General features: G+C 68.9%; 26 protein-coding genes. 14 read left to right on the top strand and 12 right to left on the bottom strand.

The window, feature by feature from the left end; all coding sequences use genetic code 11:
• Nucleotides 1–82: 82 nt before the first annotated feature.
• Entirely contained in the window at nt 83–973 is an 891-nt protein-coding gene (locus C5E07_RS14500; protein WP_104300617.1) for a helix-turn-helix transcriptional regulator, read from the bottom strand.
• Nucleotides 974–1,075: 102 nt separating this feature from the next.
• On the opposite strand from C5E07_RS14500, the gene C5E07_RS14495 reads away from it, so the two are divergent.
• Entirely contained in the window at nt 1,076–2,053 is a 978-nt protein-coding gene (locus tag C5E07_RS14495) for an aldo/keto reductase (protein ID WP_104300190.1), read from the top strand.
• 96 nt (nt 2,054–2,149) lie between these two features.
• Nucleotides 2,150–3,178 (top strand): S41 family peptidase, encoded by a 1,029-nt coding sequence (locus tag C5E07_RS14490; RefSeq protein ID WP_104300188.1) that lies wholly within the window; start codon nt 2,150–2,152, stop codon nt 3,176–3,178.
• Here the strand turns inward: C5E07_RS14490 and C5E07_RS14485 are convergent.
• From C5E07_RS14485 to C5E07_RS14475, 3 genes are all read right to left on the bottom strand, one after another.
• Entirely contained in the window at nt 3,117–3,584 is a 468-nt protein-coding gene (locus tag C5E07_RS14485) for a hypothetical protein (protein WP_104300186.1), read from the bottom strand. The genes C5E07_RS14490 and C5E07_RS14485 overlap by 62 nt on opposite strands.
• 255 nt (nt 3,585–3,839) lie before the next feature.
• Nucleotides 3,840–4,211 carry a DUF2834 domain-containing protein gene (locus tag C5E07_RS14480; protein WP_104243830.1) on the bottom strand — a complete coding sequence of 124 codons (372 nt, stop codon included), beginning with the start codon at nt 4,209–4,211 and terminating at the stop codon, nt 3,840–3,842.
• A 1,003-nt stretch (nt 4,212–5,214) separates the two neighbouring features.
• On the bottom strand, nt 5,215–6,729 hold the full coding sequence (locus C5E07_RS14475) for a dicarboxylate/amino acid:cation symporter (RefSeq protein WP_104243828.1): 1,515 nt from the start codon (nt 6,727–6,729) through the stop codon (nt 5,215–5,217).
• Between the two features lie 276 nt (nt 6,730–7,005).
• Here C5E07_RS14475 and C5E07_RS14470 point away from each other — a divergent pair, with 276 nt between their 5' ends.
• On the top strand, nt 7,006–8,622 hold the full coding sequence (locus C5E07_RS14470) for a DHA2 family efflux MFS transporter permease subunit (RefSeq protein ID WP_104300184.1): 1,617 nt from the start codon (nt 7,006–7,008) through the stop codon (nt 8,620–8,622).
• On the opposite strand, the gene trmB is transcribed toward C5E07_RS14470, so the two are convergent.
• Nucleotides 8,600–9,340: a tRNA (guanosine(46)-N7)-methyltransferase TrmB gene (gene trmB, locus C5E07_RS14465; protein ID WP_104300181.1), complete on the bottom strand. Its 741-nt coding sequence runs from the start codon at nt 9,338–9,340 to the stop codon at nt 8,600–8,602. The two genes, C5E07_RS14470 and trmB, sit on opposite strands and share 23 nt — an antisense overlap.
• A gap of 171 nt (nt 9,341–9,511) precedes the next feature.
• Here trmB and C5E07_RS14460 point away from each other — a divergent pair, with 171 nt between their 5' ends.
• Nucleotides 9,512–9,895, top strand: a complete 384-nt coding sequence (locus tag C5E07_RS14460) for a hypothetical protein (RefSeq protein WP_104243822.1) — start codon at nt 9,512–9,514, stop codon at nt 9,893–9,895.
• Here C5E07_RS14460 and C5E07_RS14455 read toward each other — a convergent pair.
• The 4 genes from C5E07_RS14455 to C5E07_RS14440 all read right to left on the bottom strand — a co-directional run bounded on the left by C5E07_RS14455 (nt 9,892) and on the right by C5E07_RS14440 (nt 14,103).
• A complete protein-coding gene (locus tag C5E07_RS14455; RefSeq protein WP_258063974.1) occupies nt 9,892–10,431 on the bottom strand; it encodes a MarR family winged helix-turn-helix transcriptional regulator in 540 nt (179 codons plus the stop codon). The genes C5E07_RS14460 and C5E07_RS14455 overlap by 4 nt on opposite strands.
• Before the next feature lie 115 nt (nt 10,432–10,546).
• Nucleotides 10,547–11,260 carry a response regulator transcription factor gene (locus C5E07_RS14450; RefSeq protein ID WP_104300179.1) on the bottom strand — a complete coding sequence of 238 codons (714 nt, stop codon included), beginning with the start codon at nt 11,258–11,260 and terminating at the stop codon, nt 10,547–10,549.
• Nucleotides 11,254–12,570 (bottom strand): sensor histidine kinase, encoded by a 1,317-nt coding sequence (locus tag C5E07_RS14445; RefSeq protein WP_104300177.1) that lies wholly within the window; start codon nt 12,568–12,570, stop codon nt 11,254–11,256. Before C5E07_RS14445 ends, C5E07_RS14450 begins: the two co-directional genes overlap by 7 nt.
• A gap of 66 nt (nt 12,571–12,636) precedes the next feature.
• On the bottom strand, nt 12,637–14,103 hold the full coding sequence (locus tag C5E07_RS14440) for a YdiU family protein (RefSeq protein WP_104300175.1): 1,467 nt from the start codon (nt 14,101–14,103) through the stop codon (nt 12,637–12,639).
• 235 nt (nt 14,104–14,338) lie between these two features.
• On the opposite strand from C5E07_RS14440, the gene C5E07_RS14435 reads away from it, so the two are divergent.
• Nucleotides 14,339–14,575: an MbtH family NRPS accessory protein gene (locus C5E07_RS14435; RefSeq protein WP_104243814.1), complete on the top strand. Its 237-nt coding sequence runs from the start codon at nt 14,339–14,341 to the stop codon at nt 14,573–14,575.
• On the opposite strand, the gene C5E07_RS14430 is transcribed toward C5E07_RS14435, so the two are convergent.
• On the bottom strand, nt 14,551–15,309 hold the full coding sequence (locus C5E07_RS14430; RefSeq protein WP_104300173.1) for a hypothetical protein: 759 nt from the start codon (nt 15,307–15,309) through the stop codon (nt 14,551–14,553). The two genes, C5E07_RS14435 and C5E07_RS14430, sit on opposite strands and share 25 nt — an antisense overlap.
• 156 nt (nt 15,310–15,465) lie before the next feature.
• Between C5E07_RS14430 and C5E07_RS14425 the strand changes: the two genes are divergently transcribed.
• Nucleotides 15,466–15,798, top strand: coding sequence for a VOC family protein (locus C5E07_RS14425; RefSeq protein WP_104300171.1), 333 nt, complete (start codon nt 15,466–15,468; stop codon nt 15,796–15,798).
• A gap of 129 nt (nt 15,799–15,927) precedes the next feature.
• On the opposite strand, the gene C5E07_RS14420 is transcribed toward C5E07_RS14425, so the two are convergent.
• On the bottom strand, nt 15,928–16,503 hold the full coding sequence (locus tag C5E07_RS14420; protein ID WP_104243808.1) for a hypothetical protein: 576 nt from the start codon (nt 16,501–16,503) through the stop codon (nt 15,928–15,930).
• A 236-nt stretch (nt 16,504–16,739) separates the two neighbouring features.
• Between C5E07_RS14420 and C5E07_RS14415 the strand changes: the two genes are divergently transcribed.
• Nucleotides 16,740–17,468 (top strand): DUF554 domain-containing protein, encoded by a 729-nt coding sequence (locus tag C5E07_RS14415; protein WP_104300169.1) that lies wholly within the window; start codon nt 16,740–16,742, stop codon nt 17,466–17,468.
• Nucleotides 17,469–17,492: 24 nt separating this feature from the next.
• On the opposite strand, the gene C5E07_RS14410 is transcribed toward C5E07_RS14415, so the two are convergent.
• Nucleotides 17,493–18,848: a carboxylesterase family protein gene (locus C5E07_RS14410; protein WP_104300613.1), complete on the bottom strand. Its 1,356-nt coding sequence runs from the start codon at nt 18,846–18,848 to the stop codon at nt 17,493–17,495.
• A 195-nt stretch (nt 18,849–19,043) separates the two neighbouring features.
• Between C5E07_RS14410 and rpmB the strand changes: the two genes are divergently transcribed.
• The 7 genes from rpmB to C5E07_RS14375 all read left to right on the top strand — a co-directional run bounded on the left by rpmB (nt 19,044) and on the right by C5E07_RS14375 (nt 24,076).
• On the top strand, nt 19,044–19,280 hold the full coding sequence (rpmB, locus tag C5E07_RS14405) for a 50S ribosomal protein L28 (protein WP_068483927.1): 237 nt from the start codon (nt 19,044–19,046) through the stop codon (nt 19,278–19,280).
• Nucleotides 19,280–19,450 (top strand): 50S ribosomal protein L33, encoded by a 171-nt coding sequence (gene rpmG, locus C5E07_RS14400; RefSeq protein ID WP_068483925.1) that lies wholly within the window; start codon nt 19,280–19,282, stop codon nt 19,448–19,450. Before rpmB ends, rpmG begins: the two co-directional genes overlap by 1 nt.
• A gap of 2 nt (nt 19,451–19,452) precedes the next feature.
• The gene (rpsN, locus tag C5E07_RS14395; protein WP_068483923.1) at nt 19,453–19,758 is read left to right on the top strand and encodes a 30S ribosomal protein S14; all 306 of its coding nucleotides are present in this window, start codon (nt 19,453–19,455) and stop codon (nt 19,756–19,758) included.
• Nucleotides 19,759–20,290: 532 nt separating this feature from the next.
• Nucleotides 20,291–20,914, top strand: a complete 624-nt coding sequence (locus tag C5E07_RS14390) for a DUF2975 domain-containing protein (RefSeq protein WP_104300167.1) — start codon at nt 20,291–20,293, stop codon at nt 20,912–20,914.
• Nucleotides 20,914–21,150, top strand: a complete 237-nt coding sequence (locus tag C5E07_RS14385) for a helix-turn-helix transcriptional regulator (protein ID WP_104300165.1) — start codon at nt 20,914–20,916, stop codon at nt 21,148–21,150. Before C5E07_RS14390 ends, C5E07_RS14385 begins: the two co-directional genes overlap by 1 nt.
• A gap of 663 nt (nt 21,151–21,813) precedes the next feature.
• Nucleotides 21,814–23,532, top strand: coding sequence for an AMP-binding protein (locus tag C5E07_RS14380; protein WP_104244162.1), 1,719 nt, complete (start codon nt 21,814–21,816; stop codon nt 23,530–23,532).
• Nucleotides 23,533–23,788: 256 nt separating this feature from the next.
• Nucleotides 23,789–24,076, top strand: coding sequence for an HU family DNA-binding protein (locus C5E07_RS14375; RefSeq protein WP_068483913.1), 288 nt, complete (start codon nt 23,789–23,791; stop codon nt 24,074–24,076).
• The last annotated feature ends 107 nt before the right edge of the window (nt 24,077–24,183 follow it).

Genomic DNA, 24,183 nt, shown 5'->3' with positions numbered 1-24,183 from the left:
TTGCGATCAGATGTTCAGTATGGACGAAGTCGACATGTCCCGCAACCGCTGTGGCCTCCGGATAGCTCTCGGCGCCCCCGGTTCAGAGCGCGCGGTTCGCAGCCTCCGCGCTCGCGGGATCCGGATGCGTCGACGCCCAGTTCGACAGCAACTGCAGGCGCTCGTGGGATGCGCTCCCCGGCTCCGCGGAGAACACGAGCATGAGCAGTCCGCGGTCAGAGGCGAGATCCATGCTCTGGTAGGTGAGGTCGAGGTCGCCTACGACGGGGTGGTGCACGCGCTTCAGCCCGTCGCGGTGCTCGCGCACGTCGTGAGCTCCCCAGAGCCTGCGGAAGAGCTCGCTGCGAGTGGAGAGCTCGCCAACGAGGTTGCTGAGGTTGCGGTCGTGCGGGGAGCGGCCAGCCTCGGATCGGAGGAGTGCCACGATCTGACGCGTGTTGCCCTCCCAGTCGCGGTAGAAGTCATGCGAGCGCTCGTCGAGAAAGAGGAACCGGGCCGCGTTGACAGGCGAGCGGGCATCCTCGAACATCGGGGCGAACAGCGCACGACCGAGCGTGTTGGTCGCGATCGCGTCGAGTCTGCCGTTCTGGATGAACACGGGCACCGTCGACATGGCGTCGATGGTCTGCTGCATGGCTGCGCTGAGCTGCTGCTTCTTGGTGCGGCGCTGTCGCTGCGGGCGCGTGCCCTCATTGGCCGCCCTCACCAGTTCGTGCAGGTGCGCATGCTCGGCCTCGTCGAGGTGCAGGGCACGGCTCACGCCGTCGAGCACGGCCTCGGAGACACCGCCGGCGTTGCCTCGCTCGAGTCGCTTGTAGTACTCGGCGCTCATCCCCGCGAGCAGTGCGACCTCCTCGCGGCGAAGCCCAGGAACGCGGCGTCGACCACCGAAGTCGGGCAACCCCGCCTGCGACGGCGTGAGCTTCGCGCGTCGGGAGGTGAGGAACGCGCTCAGGTCGTCATGGATGTCCATGCCAGCGACCATACGCCGCAGCTCGCTGCCCAGAGGGGCCCTGTCAGTGCACCTCACATCAGGGCCGCGCTGTCGTCGATGGATGCGGATTGACTGCTTTCCATGAAGCACATCACTCTCGGAGGCCTCGAGGTCTCCCGCATCGGACTCGGCGCCATGACCATGGCGGGTACCTACACAAGCGAGGGCGCACTCGACCACTCCGAATCGATCGCGACCATCGACCGAGCCCTCGAACTCGGCGTGACCCACATCGACACGGCAGAGATCTACGGCCCCTTCCTCAGCGAGGAGATCGTCGGCGAGGCGATCAAGGGGCGCCGCGACGAGGTCAAGATCGCGACGAAGTTCGGTCTCTACTCCCACGCCGAGCGGCGGCCGGGTGTCGATAGCAGCCCAGAGAACATCCGTGCCGCCGTCGAAGGCTCGTTGCGCCGACTCGGCACCGACCACATCGACCTCTACTACCAGCACCGCGTCGACCGGAACACTCCCATCGAGGACACGGCGGGTGCCGTCTCCGAGCTGGTCGCCGAGGGCAAGGTCCTGCATTTCGGGCTATCGGAGGCATCCCCCGAGACGATCCGGGGGGCGCACGCCGTGCATCCCGTCACCGCGCTGCAGACCGAGTACTCGCTGTGGACGCGTGACGTGGAGGCTGAGATCCTCCCGCTGCTTCGAGAACTCGGCATCGGATTCGTGCCGTATTCCCCGCTGGGCCACGGGCTCCTCACCGGTCAGATCCGTTCGGTCGCCGATTTCGCGGACGACGACTGGCGCAAGTCGAACCCGCGATTCACGGGCGAGAACTTCGAGCGCAACCTGCGCATCGTCGACGAGGTCCGTGCGATCGGGGAGGAGATCGGCGCGACGCCAGCCCAGACGGCGCTGGCCTGGATCCTCACGCGCGGCGACGACATCGCCCCCATCCCGGGTACACGCCGCGTGAGCCGCGTCGAGGAGAACACCGCCGCCGACGCGATTGAGCTCACCGAGTCGCAGATCACTCGCCTCGATGCGCTCGAGCCGGCCGCGGGTGCCAGGCACGACGCCGCGAACATGGCGTCCATCGACCAGTGAGTCGTACGCGGTGAGGAGCGGGGTCGTGAGAAGCCGGGCATACGTGGCTCGCCGCGGCCCCGCTGACGCGAATCGACGAGATCGTAGGGTGGAAACATGAGCAGCGTCGCCCGCGGAGGTCAAGGCACGCGAAGTCTGCGCGCCAGCGTCTCGCTTGCCGTGGTTGCCGCACTCGCGGTGGGGCTCTCCGGGTGCTCCGCAGCTCCGGAGCCGACGCCCAGTCCGCCCTCGCCAGTGAGCCCGGCCGGGCTCGTCGAAGAAGCCGCGCACATCCTGGAAGAGCACGGCCTCTACTCGGGCGGAGATTGGTCGCTCGAACGGGATGCCCTCATCGCGGCGGGCGCGCAGGCGGAAGACCTCGAGGAGGTGTACGAACTCATCGCGGCAGCTGCCGGCGACGCCGGAGGAAGGCACGCGAGGTTCCTCCCCGCGGACGAGCGGGATGCTCTGTACGCGGAAGCACCGAGCGCCCCGCCGACGGTCAAGGCAACTGACGGACGCACCGTCACGATCACCGTGTCGCCAATCGGGCACGACGGTCAGCTCGCCGAGGAGTATGCGCGCGCCGGTGTCGAGGGGCTGGCCGCGCTCGCGGACGCGGAGACGTGCGGCTTCGTCGTGGACCTGCGCGGCAACTGGGGCGGCAGCGCATTCCCGATGCTCGGCGCGGTCTCGCCGCTCTTCGACACGAACGACGTCGCGGGATTCGTGGACCGCGACGGCACACGCAGCGCGATCACCGTGACCACGGAGAGCGCGACGTCAGACGACGGTTACGAGCTGCGCTTCGACTCGGAAGTGGACATCGACACGAACGTCTTCGACGGCAAGCCGATCGCCGTCCTGCAGGATTTCTACACGGCCTCCGCTGCTGAGATGGTGCTGACCGCGTTCACCGGGCAGAGCAACGTGACGACCTTCGGGGAGAAGAGCAACGGCCTCGCGACCGGCGTCGACGGCTTCATGCTCGCCGACGGCTCAGAGATCCTCCTCACGACCTCCCGCTACACGGACCGAACCGGCGCGGTCATGCCAGAGCCCATCCAGCCGGACGTGTCCGCGCTCACGGGTGAGGCCCCGGCGCTGGCCCACGACTGGCTTGCGGGGCAGTGCGCGGCAGTCTGACTGTGTCTCGGTCGCGCCCGGCGACCAGCAGCGCCACCAGCACGATCAGCATCAGGTGCACGACGGAGGCGGTGCCGCCTCTGGTCAGCCAGCCTTCGATCCACGGGGCCGGCCCGGTGTTGAGGTCCAGCACCTCGAAGCGCTGCGAGAGCATGACGAAAGCCGCACCGACCAGGACAGCCGTCGCTACCGCGAAGCCGAGCCGCACCGCGAAGCCGAGCCGCAGCGCGAAGCGGGCGGCAGGGTCCAGGTTGCGCACGCCTCGGGTGAGGACGAGGAGCGCGCCGCCGCCGACGTGATTGTGCTCACCGAGTCGCAGATCGCCCGTCGCGACGCGCTCCAGCTCACCGCGGGTACCAGGCGCGATGTCGCGAACATGGCCTCCATCGACGAGTGCGGCCTCCATCGACACTCGCCACGACGGCCTGTCCGTGCACTGCGCACGAGAGGTGCTGGGTCCGGTGCCATGAGCCGCTTTTCCAGGGCGGGAGCACCGGTTTGACGTTGCGGAGCCCGAGGGGGAACGAGCCGTGCTCCTGTCCCGTGACGACTGGGCTGCGTCCCAGTGGGAGGTGTCACCTCGTGCTGGGTGCTCGCAACGGTGACGGGTTCTGCGGATGCGCGTGCGGGGTTTCGGCAACCGGTGATGGGTAAAAACCCATCACCGTTGCGAAAAGTCCGCACGGCCGGGCAGACCAGGTGCGCGGCGTCTCGACGCCAGGTGCCGTTCCCGCATCGCGAGGAACAGCGGCAGGGCGAACGCGAACGCCACGCCGAAGCACAGGATGTATACCCACAGGCGCCGCATGCCCTGGCGGCGGCCCTCGACGATGATGAACACGACGCCAACCGTGGCGGCGACGAGCACGTCGATCACGATCGACGTGACGGCGGGACCGCTGCCGAAGTAGTCGCCGATGAAGGCGCTGCCCTCCATGCCGGCGATGACGTTGAAGGTCCACGTCACGGCACCGCCGACGATGGCGAGAAGGAGGTAGACGATCGCGAGGGGAGTCCAGGTGGATGCGCGCATGCGGCAAGAATCGCACGCCCGGCCCCGCGCACCCCGAGCCTGCCCCGACCTCATCCCGGCCCTCGATGCGAGTCCCGCGGCCGAGGGCTGAATTGTGGTCGTCAAGACTTGCTGGAAGCGACCATAAGTCGGCTCTGGGCGGTGGGGGACGGCCCGGCCGCGCGCATCCCGAACGTGTCCCGAGCCCGCGCATCCCGAACCTGTCCCGACCTCATCCCGGGCCTCGATGCGAGTCCCGCGGCCGAGGGCTGAGTTGTGGTCGTCAAGACTTGCTGGAAGCGACCACAAGTCGGCTCTGGGCGGTGGGGGATGGCCCGGCCGCGCGCATCCCGAACGTGTCCCGAGGCCGCGCACCCCGAACCTGTCCCGACCTCATCCCGGGCCTCGATGCGAGCGCGGCGGCCGAGGGCTGAGTTGTGGTCGTCAAGAATCGCTGGAAGCGACCATAAGTCAGCTCTCGGCGGTGGGGGATGGTGCGGCCTCGCGCATCCCGAACGTGTCCCGAGCCCGCGCATCCAGAACCTGTTCCGACCTCATCCCGGGCCTCGATGCGAGTCCCGCGGCCGAGGGCTGAGTTGTGGTCGTCAAGAATCGCTGGAAGCGACCATAAGTCGGCTCTGGGCGGTGGGGATGGCCCGGCCTCGCGCATCCCGCGTCTGCGCATCCCAAATCTGTCCCGAGGCCGCGCACCCCGAACCTGTCCCGACCTCATCCCGGGCCTCGATGCGAGCGCGGCGGCCGAGGGCTGAGTTGTGGTCGTCAAGACTTGCTGGAAGCGACCACAAGTCAGCTCTCGGCGGTGCGGGATGGTGCGGGCAGGCGGCGCGGTGGGGGATGGTGCGGGCAGGCGGCGCGGCGCGGGCAGGCGGCGCGGCGCGGGCCGGCGTGGGGCGGGGCGCGCCGGCGCTGCGCGGGCTGGCGGCGCAGACGCAGAACGGGCGCCCGCTCCCGGAAGCCCGCTGGGGGTTCCGAGGGCAAGCGCCCGTTGATCGTTGCGGCGCTGCTAGCTGCGTCGTTCCGCGTCCTGCAACGTCGCGCCTTCGAACTCGTCCTGCTCGCGGTCCGACGTCGAGGCGGTGGAGCGCTTGATGGTCTCCTCCACCTCCTCGTCGGTCTCGTCGGAGAAGGCGACGTCGCCGCGGGGCGCGTTGTAGAGCTTCTCGTTGAGGATGCCCTCGCGCTTCGCGACGATCATCGGCACGAGTGCCTGGCCGGCGACGTTGGTCGCGGTGCGGCCCATGTCGAGGATCGGGTCGATGGCGAGCAGCAGGCCGACGCCCTCGAGGGGCAGGCCGAGCGTCGACAGGGTGAGCGTGAGCATGACGGTCGCACCCGTCGTGCCGGCCGTCGCGGCCGAACCGACGACGGAGACGACCACAATGAGGATGTACTGCATGATCGACAGCTCGATGCCGAAGAACTGGGCGACGAAGATCGCGGCGATGGCCGGGTAGATCGCGGCGCATCCGTCCATCTTCGTGGTCGCGCCGAACGGCACGGCGAAGGATGCGTACTCGCGGGGCACGCCGAGGTTGCGCTCGGTGACGCGCTGCGTGAGGGGGAGCGTGCCGATGGACGAGCGGCTCACGAACGCGAGCTGCACGGCCGGCCACACGCCGGAGAAGAAGCGGCCGACCGAGAGGCCGTGCGCCTTCACGAGGATCGGGTACACGACGAACAGCACGAGGGCGAGGCCCACGTAGATGGCGATCGCGAACCAGGCGAGGCTCGTGAGCTTCTCCCAGCCGTAGTCGACGACGGCGCTCGCGATGAGCCCGAGCGTGCCGAGTGGGGCGATGCGGATGATCCACCACAGGACCTTCTGGATGACCGCGAGGGCAGAGGCCGTGAACTCGAGGAACGGCTCGGCGCGCTTGCCGAGGCGAAGGGCCGCGATGCCGATGACAACAGCGATGACGATGACCTGCAGCACGTTGAACGCGATCGTCGAGGTCACGTCGCCCGTCTCGGCGTCGACGCGCGAGCGCACGCCCATGCCGAGGAAGTTCTGCGGCACGAGGCCGGTGAGGAAATTCCACCAGGTGCCGACGGAGGAGGGCTCGCCCGTCTCGAGCTGCGACTGGTCGACGCGGTTGCCCGGCTGGATGGTGACGCCGAGCGTGATGCCGATCGTCACGGCGATGAGTGCCGTGATGCCGAACCAGAGCAGCGTCTGGCCCGCGAGCCTCGCCGCGTTCGTCACGAGGCGCAGCTGCGCGATGCTCGAGATGACGGCGGTCAGGATGAGCGGGACGACGGCGGCCGTCAGGATCGTGACGTACGAGCTGCCGATGGTGTCGAGTGTCGCCGCGAGCCCGTTCGGGTTGCCTTCAGCGTCGTCGCCGAGGTTGCGGGCGACGAGTCCGAGGACAACACCCAGAACGAGGGCGGCGAGGATCTGGAATCCGAACGAGGTGAGGAGCTTGCGCGCGCGACTCTTGGGGCGCGGCGTGTCCTCTGCTCCGGTGGCGTTGGATGCCACCTCGGAGGTGGGGGTGCCTGGGGTGTTGGCCGACATGGAAGATCTCCCGATGCGATTTCTCAGCTCGCGAGATTTCTCACGAACTGAGCGAGGCTACGCCTGGACCATCGGTCTGGCCAGGGTGTGACGCTTCGTGACACGCAACAAATGGTGCGCCGGAGGATGTCATGAGCGGTCAGGGAGGGAATGAAACGGCACCATCACCTCGTTCATCTCGGCCTCGAAAGTAGTTAAACAATTGAGCAAAGTTCCAGAATCGCGGGCGTAGTCTCACCTCGTCCTCCTCGTTCCACAGCAGAAGAAGTGAGCATCATGGCGGAGTCAGCGCGTCGTCGGTGGGTTGGTCTGGTCTTCATCAGCGTCGCGGTCGCGCTCATCATCGTCGACTCGACGATCGTGAACGTCGCCGTGCCGTCGATCGTGACGGAGCTCGGCATCACGTCGACCGAGGTCCAGTGGGTGCAGGAGGCGTACACGCTGGTGTTCGCGTCGCTGCTGCTCCTGTTCGGCAGCCTCGCCGACCGCGTCGGGCGACGGCGGCTGATGCTGATCGGGGTCGTGATCTTCGCGCTCGCCTCGGTGGCTGCCGCGCTCGCGCCGACCGGCGGGCTGCTGATCCTCGCCCGCCTCGTGCAGGGTGTGGGCGGCGCCATGATCCTGCCGACCACGCTGTCGATCATCAACGCGACCTTCCGCGGCCGGGAGCGGGGCATCGCGTTCGCCGTCTGGGGGTCGACGATCGGCGGCATGGCGGCCGTCGGGCCGCTGCTCGGCGGCTGGCTCACGACTGCGTTCTCGTGGCGGTGGGCGTTCGGCATCAACGTGCCGCTCGGCATCATCATCGTCGTCGGCGTCCTGCTCTTCGTGAACGAGTCGCGGGAGCCGACGCAGAAGCGCCTCGACCTCGTCGGCGCGGCCCTCTCCGTGGTCACGTTCGGGGCGCTCGTCTTCGGGCTCATCGAGGGGCGCACCTACGGCTGGTGGGCGGTCGACGAGACGTTCACGATCGGGTCGTTCGAGTGGCCCCTCCCCATCTCGCCGGTGCCGGTGGCGTTCGCCATCTCGGCCGTGGCGCTCGCCCTCTTCATCGTGCGAGGCGTGTCCCGTTCCCGTCGGGGCGAGTCGACGCTCCTCGAGTTCTCCCTCTTCCGCATCTCGTCGTTCCGCAACGGCAACGTGGCGGCGCTTGTCGTCGCCCTCGGGGAGTTCGGCATCATCCTGTCGCTGCCGCTGTGGCTGCAGTTCGTGCTCGGTTTCGATGCACTGCAGACCGGGTTCGTGCTCCTGGCGCTCGCGGCCGGCTCGTTCGTCGCGAGCGGCTTCGCGGGGGCGAGCAGTGGCAAGGTGAGCGCGGTGGTCATCGTGCGCGTCGGCATCCTCGCGGAGATCGTCGGCATTGCCTGGGCGGGGTTCATCATCGCCCCGGATGCGCAGTGGGGCTGGCTCATCCCCGCCTTGTTCGTGTACGGCTTCGGTGTCGGGCTCGCCACGGCGCAGCTGACGGGTGTCGTGCTGCAGGATGTGCCCGTCGAGCTCTCCGGGCAGGGGTCCGGCACGCAGTCCACGTCCCGGCAGGTGGGCTCGGCGCTCGGCGTCGCCATCCTCGGCACCATCCTGTTCACCACGACGGGCGCCTCCCTTGGCGCTTCGCTCGACGACGCCCAGGTGCCCGCCGAGCAGCGAGATCAGGTGGTCTCGGCGGTCGTCGACTCTGCCGGCGGCGCGATCGCGGGCCTCGGCGAGAACCCAGCAACGGCCGACTTCGCCGACGACGCCAAGGCAGCGCTCTCCGACGGCACCCGCGCGTCAGCGTTCACCGCCGCCGCGTTCCTGGCCCTCGGACTCGCCGCGACGATCCGGCTCGGATCGGGGAAGCGAGAGGACGAGGAGTCGTCTCAGGCGGAAGCTAGCCCGCCGTCACGTAGCTGAGGTCGTGGATGCGCCTCCCGGCCTTCTCGGCCTTCCGCTCGAACACCGTGAGGGTCCTGCCTTCGAAGCGCGGGGCCCAGCTGCCCGGGTGCTCGCTCGTGAACTCGGGAGCCGCATCCAGCACCTCGCGCATCTGGAACGCGTAGTCCTCCCAGTCCGTCGCGAGCCGCATGCGGCCGCCGGCGCGGAGGGACCTTGCTGCGACGGCACCGAAGCCATCGCGCACCAGCCGACGCTTCGTGTGCTTCGCCTTATGCCACGGGTCGGGGAAGAAGATCCAGAGCTCCTCGACACTGCCCGCGGGAAGCATGTGCTCGAGCACCTCGACGGCGTTCGCCTCGACGAGTCGCACGTTCGAGAGCCCCGCGTCCTCGACGCGCCGAAGGGTGCGCGCGAGACCCGCCACGAACACCTCGACCGCCAGGAAGTTCCATTCGGGATGCGCGGCGGCCGCCGCCACAACCGCTTCACCGGTGCCCGAGCCGACCTCGACGACAAGCGGCGCATCCCGGCCGAACAGCTCGGCCGGGTCGACCCGGAAGGTCGGGCTCACGGAGAAGTCCAGCTCCGCGCGCTCGACCTCGACGAGGTACTTCGGGCCGAGCGACTCCCACGACGTCTGCTGGCCGTCGGTGAGGCGGCCGCTGCGTCGCGAGAACGAGAAGATCGGTCGATGCGAGGGATCCTGCGCCGGCTGGGTGGTTGCTTCGTCTGACACCCGACCAACCTAGGCGATGCGGGCGGCGGCCCGAGAGTCGGCGCCTTCGAAGGCTCCCCGACGCGGCAAAGTGTGCCAGCCTCCGCCAGGGGCAGGCGGGAAGGCGGTGAAGACGCCGCGGATGGTGGATGCTGGGGAGTGGAAGAGATCACCCCGGTTCGGAGGTTCAGGATGCCGTATCGCAGCAAGGAAGTGCTCGAGTCATGGGCTCGCGAGTTCGAGGGCCTCGGCTATGTCGAGCCCGGGGTCGTCAACGTCATCGTGCAGGACGGCGATGAAGGGCACGACACCGGCCTCGTCCGGGTGCAGCTGACGCACGTGCCCACTGACGTCTACCTGCAGCCGGGCACGCGGGAGAGCCCGCGCTGGTCGGTCACCATGGAACCGCGCGAGCACACGCTCCACCTGTCTGCCGCCGACGTGCACGCGCTCTCGCAGGAGCTCGCGGTCGTCTCAGCGCTCTGCACCTTCCTGCAGGCGAAGTCGATCGTGCTGGTCGCCGAACTCCACTCGCAGACCGGGCGCACTCCCGTGTCGGCTGAGGCGACCTCCTAGCTCTGGCCAGGTGCGGCGGCGTCTGCGCCGGCATCTGCGCTCGATTCGTTGCCGACGCTGAGGGCGTGTGTCAGCAGCTCCGCCAGGCGCAGGAGCGTCTCTGGCTCGGCCTCGGCCGCGATGGCCGCGGCGAGGTCGCGGTCGAATTCGCCGAGGCGATTCCACGGCTCCGCGTCGAGGTCGACGATGACGGTCAGCAGGCTCGCGCGGCGGTCGCTCGGGTCGATGTCGCGATGGATCGTGCCCCGCTCGATGAGGCGGTCGCACAGGGTGGAGACACCGGCGGACGTGAGCCCGAGGTGCGCGCGAAGGGCGCTGGGCCTGGCGCCCGGGTTCTCCGTGAGGTAGGCGAGGGCACGAGCATCCATCTCGCCGATGCCGAGCGAGCGGCGTGCCCCGCTCTGCGACGCGGATCGTGCTTCGGCATACTTGGTAAGCGCCATGCTCAGCAGCAGCGCCGGGCTCTGCTCGGCCGTCGGGGTGGGGCTCTGGCCGTCGTCCTGGCCGTCGCGCTCGGCGGCAGAGATGTTCGGCATGGCAGCGCTCCCCTTGATCTCCGTGGTGCCGCCCAGAGTACACGCAGGGAGCATGCGGCCACCCGTCACGGTCAGGCGCCGGTCAGCCCCCGGTCAGGCGCCGCCAGCCGGTCGCTCAGACTCTGCCGGCTGCGTCCCACTCCAGGGTGAGCAGCGCGAGTTGGACGCGGTTGGTGACGTGGACCTTCGAGAACAGGCTCGCGAGGTGCGTCTTGACCGTCGCCTGGCTGACGTAGAGCGCGGCAGCGATCTCCGCGTTGGTCATGCCCTGTGCGACGTAGCGGGCGATCTCCCGCTCTCGGCTCGTGACGCTCGCGAGGAGCTCGTCGCCCCGTGCGTCGCGAGCCGGGCGCTGACCGCCGCCGCTGCCTCTGTGGTGAGCGCCATCCTTCGAGCCGTTCGCGGCCGCGCGAACGAGCCGGTCGAGGGCGCTCGGCGAGAAGACGGCCTTGCCTCGCGCGGCGTCGAGCACCGCCCCGACGATGTCCTCGGGTGGGGCGTCCTTCAGCAGGAAGGAGACCGCGCCTGCCCGGAGCGCATCCAGGAGGAACTCCTCGGTGTCGAACGCCGTGAGCATGACGACCTTCGCCCTCGAACCGGAGGCGGTGAGTCGCTCGACGGCGTCGATGCCGGTGAGCCCGGGCATCCGAACGTCCATGAGGATCACGTCGGCGTGCTGTTCGGCGGCGAGCGCGAGCGCCTCTTCGCCGTTGGTGCCCTCGCCGACGACACGAATGCCCTCTGCGCCATCGATGAGCAGGCGCAGGCCGAGACGGATGCCCGCCTCGTCGTCGACGATGAGCACGCGGATGCTGTCGGGGTTCACCACGGGAGCCTCACCTCCACCACGAAGTCGCCGTCTGCGCGAGTTCCTGCCTCGAGCGTGCCGCCCACGAGGTGGATGCGCTCCCGAGCGCCGATGAGTCCGTAGCCGGTGCCCGGCGCGGGAGCCTGCCCCTGCTGGACGGCGTTCGCGACCGAGATGGCCATCTCGGTGTCGCCGCCGGCGAGCTCGACGCGCACCTCCGCTCCCGGTGCGTGCTTCCCAGCGTTGACGAACAGCTCGGAGAGGGTGCGGTGGAGCGCGCGGATGCGCTCCTCGGAGAGCTTCGAGAGGTCTCCTGGCCCGACGGTGAGCCAGGTCATCTGAGGCGGCGCGTGTGCGGGGATGCCGTCGACGAGGAGGGACGCGAGCCCGTCCAGGTCAGGGAGTGGCGTGTCGTCTCGCCCGGTCTCGCTCGGCTCGCGCATGCCCTGCAGCACCTCCCGGAGTTGCGTGTTCGCTCGCGCAGCGGACTCGCGAACCGTGGCGGCCGTCTCCCTGACCAGCTCGGGTGACAGATCGCTGCGGTAGGCGAGCGCGCCGGCCTGCGTGGCGACGACCGCGAGGTCGTGGGAGATGGAGTCGTGCATGTCGCGGGCGATGGCGGCGCGCTCCTCGGCGCGTGCGCGCTCGATGTCGGAGGCGCGGCTCTGGGCCAGGGCCGCGCGTTCGCGCTCAGCCGAGGCGGCCTGGGCCCGCAGCGACGTGATGAGCGCGGCTCGCGTGCCCCGTGACCGGCCGAAGAGCAGGGCGATGATCGTCGAGAGCGCGACGACGACGATGTAGAAGATCGGTGCGTCCATGGGCGCGCGGCCGGAGATGCTCGATTCGAACCAGTCCCAGAGGATGCCGCCGACCACGACGATCGCGACGACCGAGACATCCATGGGCAGCGAACGCCTGGCTCCGAGGCGCATGACGGCGACGAGCCAGGCCGCGAAAGCGAGCGAGCTCGCCATGCCGACGGCGACGATCCACAGGTTTCCGGCGCGCGACCCGCGAACCGGGCCGATGGCGATGCAGGCCGCGAGGCCGACGACCACGTTGACGATCAGGAACCCGACGAAGGCGCCAGATTCCGAGTCCGTTGCGGGATCCTCCACCTGGACCGCGAGCGTGAGCACGAACAGGAGCGCCCCGCCGAGGAACGAGCCGAGCGAGATGGTCACCGCGCGCATCCACGGCTTCCAGCGTCGGTTCTCCACCGGAGCTTCAGCCGACCGCAGGTCGCTCTGCGTCAGCCCACCGGCCGTCTCCACGCCGTCGAGGGCCAGTTCGTCCACGAGGGGCGGAGCTTTCGGCAGCGGAACGGTCATGCAGCGAGTCTAGGAACCACCACCGACATGCGGATCGGCCGTTCGGTTGAACTCGGGCAGCCCGACTCAGGTGCCGCAGAAGGTGCGGTAGGCGCCGAAGTCCGCCGGCGCCCCGGCCGCGTAGCGCTCGCGGCCCGCTCGAATGTCGTAGGGACTGGTCACGACCTCGAGGAGATCGGCGAGCGGCTGGAGGTCGTCGGCGTCTGCGGCGGCGAGGGCCTCCTCGACAAGATGATTGCGGGGGATGTACACGGGGTTGACCTGATCCATCGCGCCCGCGCTCGGCGCGAGCGCCAGCCAGGCCTGAGCCCAGGTGCGGAACGAGGGGGCAGCCTCACCGAACGCGGCGAGAGCGGGTGCGCGGTCGCCGCGCGCGTACGCGCTGAGCGCACGGAAGGTGGAGGTGGAGTCGGCCCCGCTCTTCTGCAGCAGCGCGAGCAGCTCGGTGACGAGACGATCGCTCGCCTCCGAGTCGACCTCCTCGCCCAGGCCGAGCTTGCGCCGCATCCCTGCGTTCCAGGCATCCTCGTAGGCAGGGCCGAACGCTGAGACGCTGCGCTCAGCAAGAGCGATGGCCTCGTCCTCGTCCTCGGCGAAGAGTGGCAGGAGGGCTTCCGCGAACCTCGCGAGGTTCCAGGCAGCGGCCGGCGGCTGGTTCCGGAAGGCGTACCGCCCGCGGTGATCGATGGAGCTGAAGACCGCCTCTGGATCGAACGTGTCGATGAACGCGCACGGCCCGTAGTCGATCGTCTCGCCCGAGATCGTCATGTTGTCCGTGTTCATGACCCCGTGCACGAAGCCGACGAGCATCCACTGCGCGACGAGCCTCGCCTGTGCGGCCACCACCTGCTCGAAGAACTCGAGATAGGGGGCCTCGGCGCCCGCCACGGACGGGTAATGCCGGGCGATGGCGTGATCGGCGAGGCGACGCAGCAGCTGCAGGTCGTCGGTGGCCCGCGCGTACTGGAACGAGCCCACGCGCAGGTGGCTGCTGGCCACCCTCGTGAGCACCGCGCCAGGCTCGATGTCGTCGCGCTGGACGTGGCGTCCCGTCGCGGTCACCGCGAGCGCGCGGGTCGTCGGGATGCCGAGGGCGTGCATCGCCTCGCTCACGAGGTACTCGCGCAGCATGGGACCAAGCACGGCGCGCCCATCGCCGCCGCGAGAGAACGGGGTGCGGCCGGAGCCCTTGAGGTGGATGTCGTGCAGCCGTCCGCGCACATCCGTCACCTCTCCCAGGAGCAGCGCACGGCCATCGCCGAGGCTCGGCGAGTACTGCCCGAACTGGTGGCCCGCGTAGGCCTGCGCGACCGGGGTGGCCCCTTCGGGAACGGAGGTGCCGAGCAGGATCGCGACGCCGTCCTCCGAGCTGAGGAACGCCGGCTCGAAGCCGAGCTCCCCGGCGAGGTCCTCGTTGAGGAGCAGCAATCGCGGTGCAGGGGCTGGTTCGGCCTCCCAGGGAAGGGCGAGCTCGGGGAACTCGCGCGCGAAGCGATTCCCGAAGAGGAGGCCCTCGTGCGTTGTCGCAGTCATGCGGGACACAGTAGGCGCAGCGGCGGGGTGCTGCGTGGGAGCGCGCGGCTGGGTGGCGCTGAGAGCTGCGATCGGCAGGCCGCCTCGAGGGTAGCCCGCCTGCCTACTTCACACCCCACTCATTGGCTCCGGGCGTACGGTCGCGCTCCCCTGCGCAGCCCCCGCTGCGGCACAGTGCCACGCTCCGTCTCGGAGCACGAGTGAACGCTGAACCGAGGTCCGGAATGCACGATCGATGCGACGTCCGCCACTCCTGCACGTCCCTCCGCGCGTGGTGAGCGCCTGGGAGGACTCGGGCGAGCAGGTGTTCGTGGTCAGGAACGAGCACCGGCAGCACTCGCTCTGGCCGGACTTCGCCCAGACCCCCACCGGGTGGGTCCGCGTCTTCGGCCCGGCGACCGCGGAGGACTGCCGCGCCTACGTGGCGAGACAACCGCCGGGTCGCGACTACCGGACCTCTTCGAACTCGTAGATGCCAGCAGGCCCAAGGGCAAGCAGCTCCTGTCGGTACTCGTCCGAGAAGAGCTCAGGCTCGATGCCGAGGATGTTGCGATTTAGCTCGACGTCCATGCGAGCGGAGACGAGCCCCTTGTCGTTCTCCATCCAGACGGACAGGATCGCCAGGTTCGACGTGCAGAGCTCCGCGTAGGAGTACTCGACGAGCTCCGGTGCGAAGGATGCGCCCTCCGCTTCGATGCCGGCCGCGGCGGCCTCCACTTCCGGTGATGCGTCGCGCAGCGCCGTCCATGCGGCTGCAGCCTCGTCGCCGGCCTCCGCGGATCCGACGACGAAGACGGATACCGTGCCGCGCGGGCTGAGGTCGGCCGCGACGTCCACGTTGTCGAAGCCGCCGACCGCATCGGGCAGGAGGAAGAGCAGCTCCTGCTCATACGCCGAGATGCGCGTGTACAGGTCAGGCGACGTCGTGCCCGCGGGAAGGTCGATCCACTTCGCGTGCTGCGTGAGGCACTGCGTCATCTGCACGGACACCGGCTGCTGGGTCATCTCCTGCATCGGGATGCCCTCGAGCGACGCCTGGGAGGGGGCAGTCTCCGAGGGCGCCGACTCGACACTGGCGCTCGCGGTCTGCGCCGGGGTGGATGCGGAACCCACGACGCTCGGGGCGTCCGCGGGCGCGCATCCGACGAGCAGCACCGCGAGCGCGGCGCAGACGATCGTCGCTGGAGTGAGACGGCGAGAAGGCATGAACCGACCCTACGAACCCGGCGGCCCGCATCCGGTCACGGAACCCTATCGACCCTCATCGCGAGCATCACGATTCGGAATCGGCGCATGGCGCCCCTCGCGCATCGAGGGCTACATTCGGAGCACCGAGCCAGCACGCCCACCGGGGAGAGCACCGTGATCCTGACGTTCCAGTTCCAACCCGTCGACGACCTCGAAGCCGCCGTGCAGCACTACCTCGACCTCGGCTGGGAGGAGGCGTGGCGCGAGGGCGAGCACACGGTGTCGCTGCAGATGCCGGAGCTCGAGATCGAGCTGATGCTCGACGACGAGCCCGGTTGGGGCGCAGCGGGCCCCATGTACTTCGTCGACGACGTGGCTGCGTGGCGAGCCGAGCATCCGACGGTTGTGACGGGCGAGCCACGCGACATCCCGGGCGGGAGGGTCGTCGAGGTCTCGGCGCCCGGCCACACCTACTACGTGTTCTCGGTGATCGAGCCCGGGCCATGACCCTGGACGCAGCGATCCGCCCAGGTGTCAGCTGACTCAGACCGTCCCGACGGGCCGCACCGTCGCAGTGAAGCCCGCCATAGGAGCGCCCACCGGCAAGCTGAAGGGCAGAAGTCCCCTCTCCCTGGATCAGACGTCGTCTTCCGCAGTGCACTGCAGCCAGTAATTGGCGACACAGGTGAACGGGTCGTCGCCCCGCAACCAGACCTTCCCGGTGTACAGGCACAACGGTGCGTTGGAGGGCATGTCGATGCTGCCGCCGAGGATGAGCTCTGCTCCCGGCGGAAGATCCAGCGTGTACAGGCCGATACCGGTCTCGATGGCGATCGTCTCGAAGCTGACGCACGCACCACTGGCGAAGGCATGGCTCCACGATGCCGTCTCCGGCAGGAACGGAGTGAACTCCGTGAGCTCGCCGAACGTGTCCCTGACGGTGAAGGTGACCGGCTCGCTTGACGAGTAGTGCCGCAGCTCGACGCGTTGTCCAACGTCGGTGAGATTCCGAATGCCGATCTCGTTGATGCCAGGCGGGTCGGTGACGAACGCGAAATCGACGTTGCACACTCCCGTGCTGAAGTCGTTGCAGCCGCCACCGGTGCCGGCACTTGCCGCCGCTTGCGGCGCCGCCGCCGCGACGGCGAGCACCGGGACGCCCCACGCTCCGGCGTGCAGCACGGCGCGACGATCTGAAGCCGCATCGGTCATGAGAATCCCCCCGAATTCGCGAACCCCCCGTCGATGCGTCGGCGTCGAGGCCCCGACGCCGAGTCTGTCAGGATTCTCAACAGCGAGTGAGCCCAGCGGGAGTTAACAAATATTCTTCGATCTGTTGAGGAATATTCCTCTTTCGCTGGATCACTTTCCGCACAGCGGCAGCCGCTCCAGCTGGGTCAAGGGGCTCGCGATTCGGAAACGGCGCACGGCATCGCGATAATCGGACCGTGATCATCGGGTCCGGGACGCTCTTGAACGTCGCACTCATCCTCGTCGGCGGCCTGCTCGGCATCCTCCTCGGCGACCGCCTCAAGGACCGGACGAAGGCGACCGTCACCGCCGTCCTCGGGCTGTTCGTGATCGTCCTCGGAGGGATGAGCGTCGCCGACATGGGCTCTCAGGCGCTCGCGGACGCGGCTGGTCCGTTCGCGATGATCGTCATCCTGCTGTCGCTCGTGTTCGGCGCGCTCTTCGGCTCCTGGCTGCGCATCGAGGACCGGCTCGAAGGCGTCGCCGGCTGGGTGCGACGCCGCCTCACCTCGGACGCGAACGGCGACGGTCGCTTCGTCGACGGGATGGTGACTGCGACGCTGCTCTTCTGCGTCGGTCCGCTCTCCATCCTCGGATCCATCTCCGACGGTCTGGGACTCGGCGCCGACCAGCTCTACGTGAAGGCCGTGCTCGACGGCTTCGCTGCGATGGCCTTCGCCTCGACCTTCGGGAAGGGCGTGCTCTTCGCCGCCATCCCGGTCGCGATCCTGCAAGGCGCGTTCACGCTCGTGGGATTCCTCGCGGGCGACGTCTTCAGCGACGCCCAGATCGACGGGCTTTCGGCGGTGGGTGGCCTCATCCTGATCGCGCTCGGCGTCCGCCTGGTCCCCCTGAAGCCGATCCCCGTCGGCGACCTGCTGCCAGCGCTGGTCATCGCCCCCGTGGCCCTGGCCTTCCTCTCCTAACGGTGCGCGCCCCGTGGGCTGCGGTCAGCGCCCGCGGGTCGCGAGGCGCCGGAAGGTCGCAACCCCGGGAATGCTGTCGGTGCCGGTCGGCAGGGTTCCGCGGGCGAAGTCGCCCCAGACGGCGCGCAGCCGCTTGCCCTCGCGATCGATCTCCGCCCAGCTCGCGCCGCGCACGAGCGGTGCCCGATGCCACGTCTTCTCGCTGCCGAACAGCAGCGGCAGCTCGATCATGTGGCAGGCACCCCACACGTTGTGCGGCGCCTTCCAGCTCACGACGTACGTCGATGCTCGGCCGCCTGCGCGCACGTGCCGCTTCGCGAACGTCGCCGCGTCGCGTCGGTAGACGAGCCACGTGAGCGCAGCGACGACGGCCCTCGTGAGCGGCTTCCCGACGATCGGCAGCTCGCTCAGGCGCTTGGTGGCCGGGATGCGCGGCACGAAGAGGAGTGCCTCCTCCGCGGTGAAGCCGATGAGCAGGTCGATCGCCGCAGCGTTCGCGTCCCGCCCGGCGAGCACGCCGGCATCGTCGGGCAGCGGATGCTGACCGTGCTGCGGGCTGAACGACATCGCCCCCTGCAATCCGTACGCGGACGAGGCACGCAGCGCGGCTGCTTGCGCCCGCACCACCTCGCTGACAGGGCTCGCGGTCGTGAGGTCGTCCGTCGCGTCGAGCATCCTGCCCTGCATCTCCTCCCGCCCGCCCGCCACGTTGAGGGGCGCGCTCTGGATGATGGCCCGCCGGAACAGGCTCGCCGCCTCCGGCAGTGCCATCAGCTGCACGATCGCGTGCGCGCCGGCCGACTGCCCGTAGGCGGTCACCTGACGCGGATCGCCGCCGAACGCCGCGATGTTGCGCTGCACCCAGCGGAACGCCTCGAGGATGTCGAGCAGCCCCAGGTTCGCGGGGCGCGCATCCGTGCCCCCGAGGAACCCGAACAGGCCGAGTCGGAACGTGACGTTGACGGCGACCACACGCTGCTCGGCGACGATCGGTGCCGGGTCCATCGCCGCAGCGTCGCCGGCGGCAGAGACATACGAGCCGCCGTGGATCCACACCATCACGGGCAGCTGCTCCCCGGGCCCCACATCATCGGGCAGCGTGATCGACAGCCGCTGGCAGTCCTCGTCGACGCCGAGCTCGTCGATGCCGCTCCCCAGCACCTCCTCGAGCACGGGCATGGGCGCCTGCGGGCACGCGGGCGCCCAGCTCGTCGCAGCGAAGGTCTCGCCGTGGTCGGGTTCTGGCCGCGGGGCCCCGAACCTGTCGGCCCTCGCGTAGCGGATGCCCGTTGCCCGCACGATCTGCCGGCCACCGGGCCAGTCCTCCGTCCAGCCGGTGATCGGGCCGCAGGGAGGGGAGAAGCCGGGGGAGGAGACCATGCTCGAGTCTTGCATCCCGTCGCAGCGCTTCTCCTGATGCAGGCTTGCGCTTCCCCGGGCGTGTCGCCTAAGCTCGACCCTTGGTGCGCCGGGGTTCCCCTCTGGCGCGACCGTGTTGGTGTGCAACCGCCATCGACGCAGACAAGAGATCTTGGGCGGGGCCTTCTGGTTCCCGCGGTATCTACGGAGGAAACAATGGCAGCAGTGTGCCAGGTGACCGGGGCGGTTCCCGGATTCGGTCACAACATCTCGCACTCGCACCGACGGACCAACCGTCGGTTCGACCCGAACATCCAGAAGAAGAAGTACTTCGTGCCTTCCATGAAGCGCACGATCACGCTGACGCTTTCGGCTAAGGGCATCAAGGTCATCGACGCACGCGGCATCGAGTCCGTCGTCGCTGAGCTTCGTGCGAAGGGAGTCAAGTTCTAATGGCGAAGAAGAGCCAGGACGTACGTCCGATCATCAAGCTTCGCTCCACCGCTGGAACGGGCTACACCTACGTGACGAAGAAGAACCGTCGCAACACGCCTGACCGCCTCGTGCTGAAGAAGTACGACCCGGTCATCCGCAAGCACGTCGAATTCCGAGAGGAGCGCTAAACATGGCCAAGAAGAGCAAGATCGCCAAGAACGAGCAGCGCAAGGTCATCGTCGAGCGCTACGCGGAACGCCGCGCAGAGCTGAAGAAGGCGCTTGTCGACCCGAACGGCACCGACGAGTCGCGCGAGGCAGCTCGCGTCGGCCTCCAGAAGCTTCCCCGCAACGCTTCGCCGGTCCGCGTTCGCAACCGCGACAGCATCGACGGACGCCCCCGCGGCCACGTCTCGAAGTTCGGCATCTCGCGTGTCCGCTTCCGCGACATGGCACACCGTGGCGAGCTGCCAGGAATCACGAAGTCGAGCTGGTAACCACCGGCCCGCCAGCAATGGCGTAGTGCTTTCCGAAACCCCCGAGCGTCTTCGCTCGGGGGTTTCGTGCGTGCGGGGGATCGGGTCGCTGGAGTTCCGTGAGTGCTGGTTTTGCGTGCTTGGGCGCGGAACGGCGGGGGTGCGTGCGTGCGGGGGTGCGGAACGGCGGCCCGGTCGCGTTTTTCGGTCTCGTGCCCGGGGCTCTCGCATCCTGGCCTGGGCAACTCTCGGGCCCCCTCCCGCCACTTGCGACCCCTCGCGGGCTCACGCACGTTCCCTGTCGGGCTCACGCAGCCCTCCGGCGCGCCGCGTACCTCCGGCGCGCCGCGTACCTCCGGCGCGCCGCGTACCTCCGGCGCGCCGCGTACCTCCGGCGCACTCTCGCTCTCGGGATGGCTTGCGCGCCTCCGGATGGGTTGCAATGCATCCGGAAGCGTGGAGGGCATCCCGAAACGAGCTATGAGTCCGGGGTTGCGCATCCAGCCATATCGTTTATCGTTATGCATATCGAGAAACGATATGGAGGAAGATCATGAACGCACGACAGAACGCAACAGGTTCGGACCGCGAAGCGAAGGAACTCGGCTACCTGTGGCCGCTCGGCATCGCCGCCGCCGGACTCGTCGTCCTCAAGCCGCTCGAGAACGTCATCGGCTTCCTCATCGACGGCCAGGTGCGCGTCAACGCATCGTTCGAGGGGGCGGCCGTTTCGCTCCCCACTCCTGTCGGTGCCGACGTCCCGCTTGACGGGGCCTCGACGATCCTCGTCGCGAGCGACCTCATCCCCACCGGCGCCCTCGTGCTGCTGCTCATCGGCCAGGTCATCGGTGCGCTCCTGAGCCTCGCCGCCGTGTGGATGCTCCTCCTCTTCGCCAGGAACCTCGCGAAGGGCGACTTCTTCGGCGGCAAGAGCATCCGCCTCCTCGACTGGTCGTCGGGGCTCGTCATCGCGGCCCTCGCCGCACCGGGGTTCTTCGAACTCCTTGGTACGAACTGGACGATTGCGAAGCTCGGCTGGGACGGACGAGACGCCCCGGAGCCGACGGTCCTCGACCAGACGTGGACGTTCCTGCTCATCCTCGTGATCGTGCTCGTCGTGAACCTCATCATGCGCCGCGGCGCTCGCCTGCAGCAGGACCAGGAAGGGCTCGTCTGATGGTGCCGGACCCCTTCGAGGAGCCGAACCACATCGTGTGCCACCTCGGGGAGATCATGGCGAGGCGCGGGATCACGCTCGTGGAGCTCTCGGAACGTGTGGGGATCAGCGTGGTCAATCTGTCAGTCCTCAAGAACAACCGCGCCAAGGCGGTGCGCTTCGAGACGCTCGCGAGGCTCTGCGCGGTCCTCGAGTGCAAGCCGGGCGAGCTGCTCGACTACCTCCCGCCAAGCTGAGCCCCGCCACCCCGCCGCCTCATCCGGTCCGCGGGTCCGCGGGTCCGCGAGTAGGGCGGTTTCCTCCCGTTTCGGGCGCGGGGATGGGGCGAAGCTGCCCTATCCCGGCCCGTCCTGCCCCGCCCGGTCCGTGAGTGGGGCAGTTTCCTCCCGTCCTGGGGGCGTGGATGGGAGGAAGCTGCCCTATCCGCGCCGCGCCCCGCCGCGCCGCGCCCCGCCGCGCCGCGCCCCGCCGCGCCGCGCCTCCCGCGGTCCGTGCTCCCGCCGCGTCGGGTCCGCGAATGGGGCAGTTTCCTCCCGTTTCGGGCGCGGGGATGGGGCGAAGCTGGCCTATCCCGGCCGCTCTCGCGCCTCCGCGGTGTCGGGTCCGCGAATGGGGCAGTTTCCTCCCGTTTCGGGCGCGGGGATGGGGCGAAGCTGCCCTATCCCGCCCCGTCCTGCCCCGCCCGGTCCGTGAGTGGGGCGGTTTCCTCCCGTCTCGGCCTCGTGGGTGGGAGGAAGCTGCCCTATCCGCGCCCCGCCCCGGCCCGCCGCGCCCGGCACCTCCCGCTGCGTCCGCCACGCGAATGGGGCAGTTTCCTCCCGTTTCGGGGGCGTGGATGGGCGGAAACTGCCCTATCAGAGCGAAGGTCTTTGTCGGCGGGGTGCGTGAGAATGGCACGCATGTCAGAAGTTCGAGGCGCAGACGCCTTCCGCAGCGCACGTGACCAGCTGCTCGCCCTCCGCACAGACGCCGGGCGCGCGAGCCGGGAGTTCGAATGGCCCGAAGTCGGAGACAGCTTCAACTGGGCGCTCGACTGGTTCGACCAGATCGCCGAGGGCAACGACCGCACCGCGCTCTGGATCGTGGAGGACGACGGCAGCGAGGCGAAGTACAGCTTCGACGACCTGCGCCGGCGATCCAACCGGGTCGCGAACTGGCTCGAGGCGCAGGGTATCCGCCGCGGTGACGTCGTCATGCTCATGCTCGGCAATCGCCGCGAGCTCTGGGAGGCGATGCTCGGCGCGCTCAAGCTCGGCGCCGTCATCCTCCCCACGTCCGTGGTGCTCGGCCCGCACGACCTCGACGATCGCGTCGAACGTGCCAGGGTGCGCCTCGTCATCGCCGAGGAGGCCGACGCGGTGAAGTTCGACAACGTCCTCGGCAGCTACCGCATCGCGCAGGTGGGTGCTGGCCTGGAGGGGGCCGCGCGGGAGGCGTGGCTCGACTTCAACGACATCTACGACACGTCGGATGCGCCGATCGAGAAGCGGACGGCAAGCGACGACGCCGCCCTCATCTACTTCACCTCCGGTACGACGAGCCACCCGAAGATCGTGGTCCACTCGCACCGCTCCTACCCCGTCGGGCACCTCTCGACGATGTACTGGATCGGCGTCGAGCCGGGCGGCGTGCACCTCGCGATCAGTGCGGCGGGCTGGGGCAAGCACGCATGGAGCAGCTTCTTCGCGCCCTGGAACGCCGAGGCGACGGTCTTCGTCGTCAACTACCAGCGCTTCGACGCGGCCCTCCTGCTCGACCAGCTCGACAAGGCGGGCGCAACCTCGTTCTGTGCCCCGCCGACGGTGTGGCGCATCCTGGTGCAGCACGGCAAGTCAGCGAAGCCCCGGGCGATGCGGGAGCTGCTCTCAGCCGGTGAGCCACTGAACCCCGAGGTCATCGCGCGCATCCACGCCTGGTGGGGGCTCGAGATCCGCGACGGCTACGGCCAGACCGAGACGACCGCCCTCATCGCGAATGCACCGGGCGATGTCATCAAGCCGGGTGCCATGGGGCATCCGCTGCCCGGGATGAACGTGGTGCTCCTCGACCCGGTGACGGGCGTCGAAGGCGACGAGGGGGAGATCTGCCTCGACATGCGTGGTGAGCGCCCCGTGAACCTCATGACCGAGTACCTCGGCTCACCCGCGGCGACCGACAACGCGGTGCGCGACGGCTTCTTCCACACCGGTGACGTCGCGGTGCGCGATGAGAACGGATGCATCACCTTCGTCGGGCGCACCGACGACGTGTTCAAGTCGTCCGACTTCAAGGTGTCGCCGTTCGAGGTTGAGAGCCTCCTCCTGGAGCACGATGCCGTCGCGGAGGCGGGCGTCGTCGGGGCGCCGGACGCGACGAAGCTCAACATCACGAAGGCCTACGTGACGCTCGCGGCTGGCTGGGAGTCGAACCGGCAGACCGCGCTCGAGGTGCTCCGGCACGCCCGCGCGGTCATGCCGCCGTACATGCGGGTTCGGCGTCTCGAGTTCTTCGAGCTGCCGAAGACGGCGTCCGGCAAGATCCGTCGCGTCGAACTCCGCAATCGCGAGATCGAGGCCGATGGCACCCGCCTCGCCGAGGAGTGGCGCGACGACGACTTCCCGGAGATCAAGCGGCGCTGAGTGGTCTCCGTCGCTGCTGGGGCGACGCCACCACTTGGGCCCATCAAGCGCCGATACGGGCATCGATCCGGTCCAGAACGGCCACGAACCGGTGAATTCCGTGGCAAGACGCGGCGTGTCAGGCGAATCTGCAAGCGAGAGGCCCTGGTTTTGGTAGGTTGACGAAGGTCCTGCCGCGGAATCCCGCGGAACTGCAGGACTTCTGAACCCAACATGCTGCACTCGCAAGGGCGGGGCTGCGTCCTAAGGAGGACATATGGCAGACAAGACTGTGAACAAGACCGAACTCGTTGCCGCGATCGCGACCGAGACCGGCCAGAGCCAGGCTGTTGTTGGAAGCGTCCTCGACGCACTCTTCAGCGAACTCGCCTCGAACGTTGCCAAGGGCACGAAGGTCACGATCCCGGGCTGGCTCTCCGTTGAGCAGACCGCTCGTGCCGCGCGCACCGGCCGCAACCCTCAGACGGGTGAAGCCATCCAGATCGCCGCCTCGAAGGGTGTCAAGATCTCGGCTGGCTCGAAGCTCAAGGCCGCAGCTAAGTAGTCTTCGCGCCTGAATGCACGCGGGGTCGCTTCCACTCGGAAGCGGCCCCGCGTTCTTGTCCCAGCCGGTCGCTTCCCCTGTGGATGACAAGCCCGAGCGCCAGCGAC

This window comes from Pseudoclavibacter sp. RFBJ3, assembly GCF_002931375.1.
GTDB lineage: Bacteria > Actinomycetota > Actinomycetes > Actinomycetales > Microbacteriaceae > Pseudoclavibacter.
Note: the sequence above shows the minus strand (reverse complement) of the source record. Positions and strands in the feature narration are given on the sequence as shown.

What these genes read in the sequence shown, in the direction of transcription:
- C5E07_RS14500 (WP_104300617.1), bottom strand. Translation starts at nt 973, where the DNA reads ATGGACATCCATGACGACCTGAGCGCGTTCCTCACCTCCCGACGCGCG.
- C5E07_RS14495 (WP_104300190.1), top strand. Translation starts at nt 1,076, where the DNA reads ATGAAGCACATCACTCTCGGAGGCCTCGAGGTCTCCCGCATCGGACTC.
- C5E07_RS14490 (WP_104300188.1), top strand. Translation starts at nt 2,150, where the DNA reads ATGAGCAGCGTCGCCCGCGGAGGTCAAGGCACGCGAAGTCTGCGCGCC.
- C5E07_RS14485 (WP_104300186.1), bottom strand. Translation starts at nt 3,584, where the DNA reads ATGGAGGCCGCACTCGTCGATGGAGGCCATGTTCGCGACATCGCGCCT.
- C5E07_RS14480 (WP_104243830.1), bottom strand. Translation starts at nt 4,211, where the DNA reads ATGCGCGCATCCACCTGGACTCCCCTCGCGATCGTCTACCTCCTTCTC.
- C5E07_RS14475 (WP_104243828.1), bottom strand. Translation starts at nt 6,729, where the DNA reads ATGTCGGCCAACACCCCAGGCACCCCCACCTCCGAGGTGGCATCCAAC.
- C5E07_RS14470 (WP_104300184.1), top strand. Translation starts at nt 7,006, where the DNA reads ATGGCGGAGTCAGCGCGTCGTCGGTGGGTTGGTCTGGTCTTCATCAGC.
- C5E07_RS14460 (WP_104243822.1), top strand. Translation starts at nt 9,512, where the DNA reads ATGCCGTATCGCAGCAAGGAAGTGCTCGAGTCATGGGCTCGCGAGTTC.
- C5E07_RS14455 (WP_258063974.1), bottom strand. Translation starts at nt 10,431, where the DNA reads ATGCCGAACATCTCTGCCGCCGAGCGCGACGGCCAGGACGACGGCCAG.
- C5E07_RS14445 (WP_104300177.1), bottom strand. Translation starts at nt 12,570, where the DNA reads ATGACCGTTCCGCTGCCGAAAGCTCCGCCCCTCGTGGACGAACTGGCC.
- C5E07_RS14440 (WP_104300175.1), bottom strand. Translation starts at nt 14,103, where the DNA reads ATGACTGCGACAACGCACGAGGGCCTCCTCTTCGGGAATCGCTTCGCG.
- C5E07_RS14435 (WP_104243814.1), top strand. Translation starts at nt 14,339, where the DNA reads ATGCGACGTCCGCCACTCCTGCACGTCCCTCCGCGCGTGGTGAGCGCC.
- C5E07_RS14430 (WP_104300173.1), bottom strand. Translation starts at nt 15,309, where the DNA reads ATGCCTTCTCGCCGTCTCACTCCAGCGACGATCGTCTGCGCCGCGCTC.
- C5E07_RS14420 (WP_104243808.1), bottom strand. Translation starts at nt 16,503, where the DNA reads ATGACCGATGCGGCTTCAGATCGTCGCGCCGTGCTGCACGCCGGAGCG.
- C5E07_RS14410 (WP_104300613.1), bottom strand. Translation starts at nt 18,848, where the DNA reads ATGGTCTCCTCCCCCGGCTTCTCCCCTCCCTGCGGCCCGATCACCGGC.
- rpmB (WP_068483927.1), top strand. Translation starts at nt 19,044, where the DNA reads ATGGCAGCAGTGTGCCAGGTGACCGGGGCGGTTCCCGGATTCGGTCAC.
- rpmG (WP_068483925.1), top strand. Translation starts at nt 19,280, where the DNA reads ATGGCGAAGAAGAGCCAGGACGTACGTCCGATCATCAAGCTTCGCTCC.
- rpsN (WP_068483923.1), top strand. Translation starts at nt 19,453, where the DNA reads ATGGCCAAGAAGAGCAAGATCGCCAAGAACGAGCAGCGCAAGGTCATC.
- C5E07_RS14390 (WP_104300167.1), top strand. Translation starts at nt 20,291, where the DNA reads ATGAACGCACGACAGAACGCAACAGGTTCGGACCGCGAAGCGAAGGAA.
- C5E07_RS14385 (WP_104300165.1), top strand. Translation starts at nt 20,914, where the DNA reads ATGGTGCCGGACCCCTTCGAGGAGCCGAACCACATCGTGTGCCACCTC.
- C5E07_RS14380 (WP_104244162.1), top strand. Translation starts at nt 21,814, where the DNA reads ATGTCAGAAGTTCGAGGCGCAGACGCCTTCCGCAGCGCACGTGACCAG.
- C5E07_RS14375 (WP_068483913.1), top strand. Translation starts at nt 23,789, where the DNA reads ATGGCAGACAAGACTGTGAACAAGACCGAACTCGTTGCCGCGATCGCG.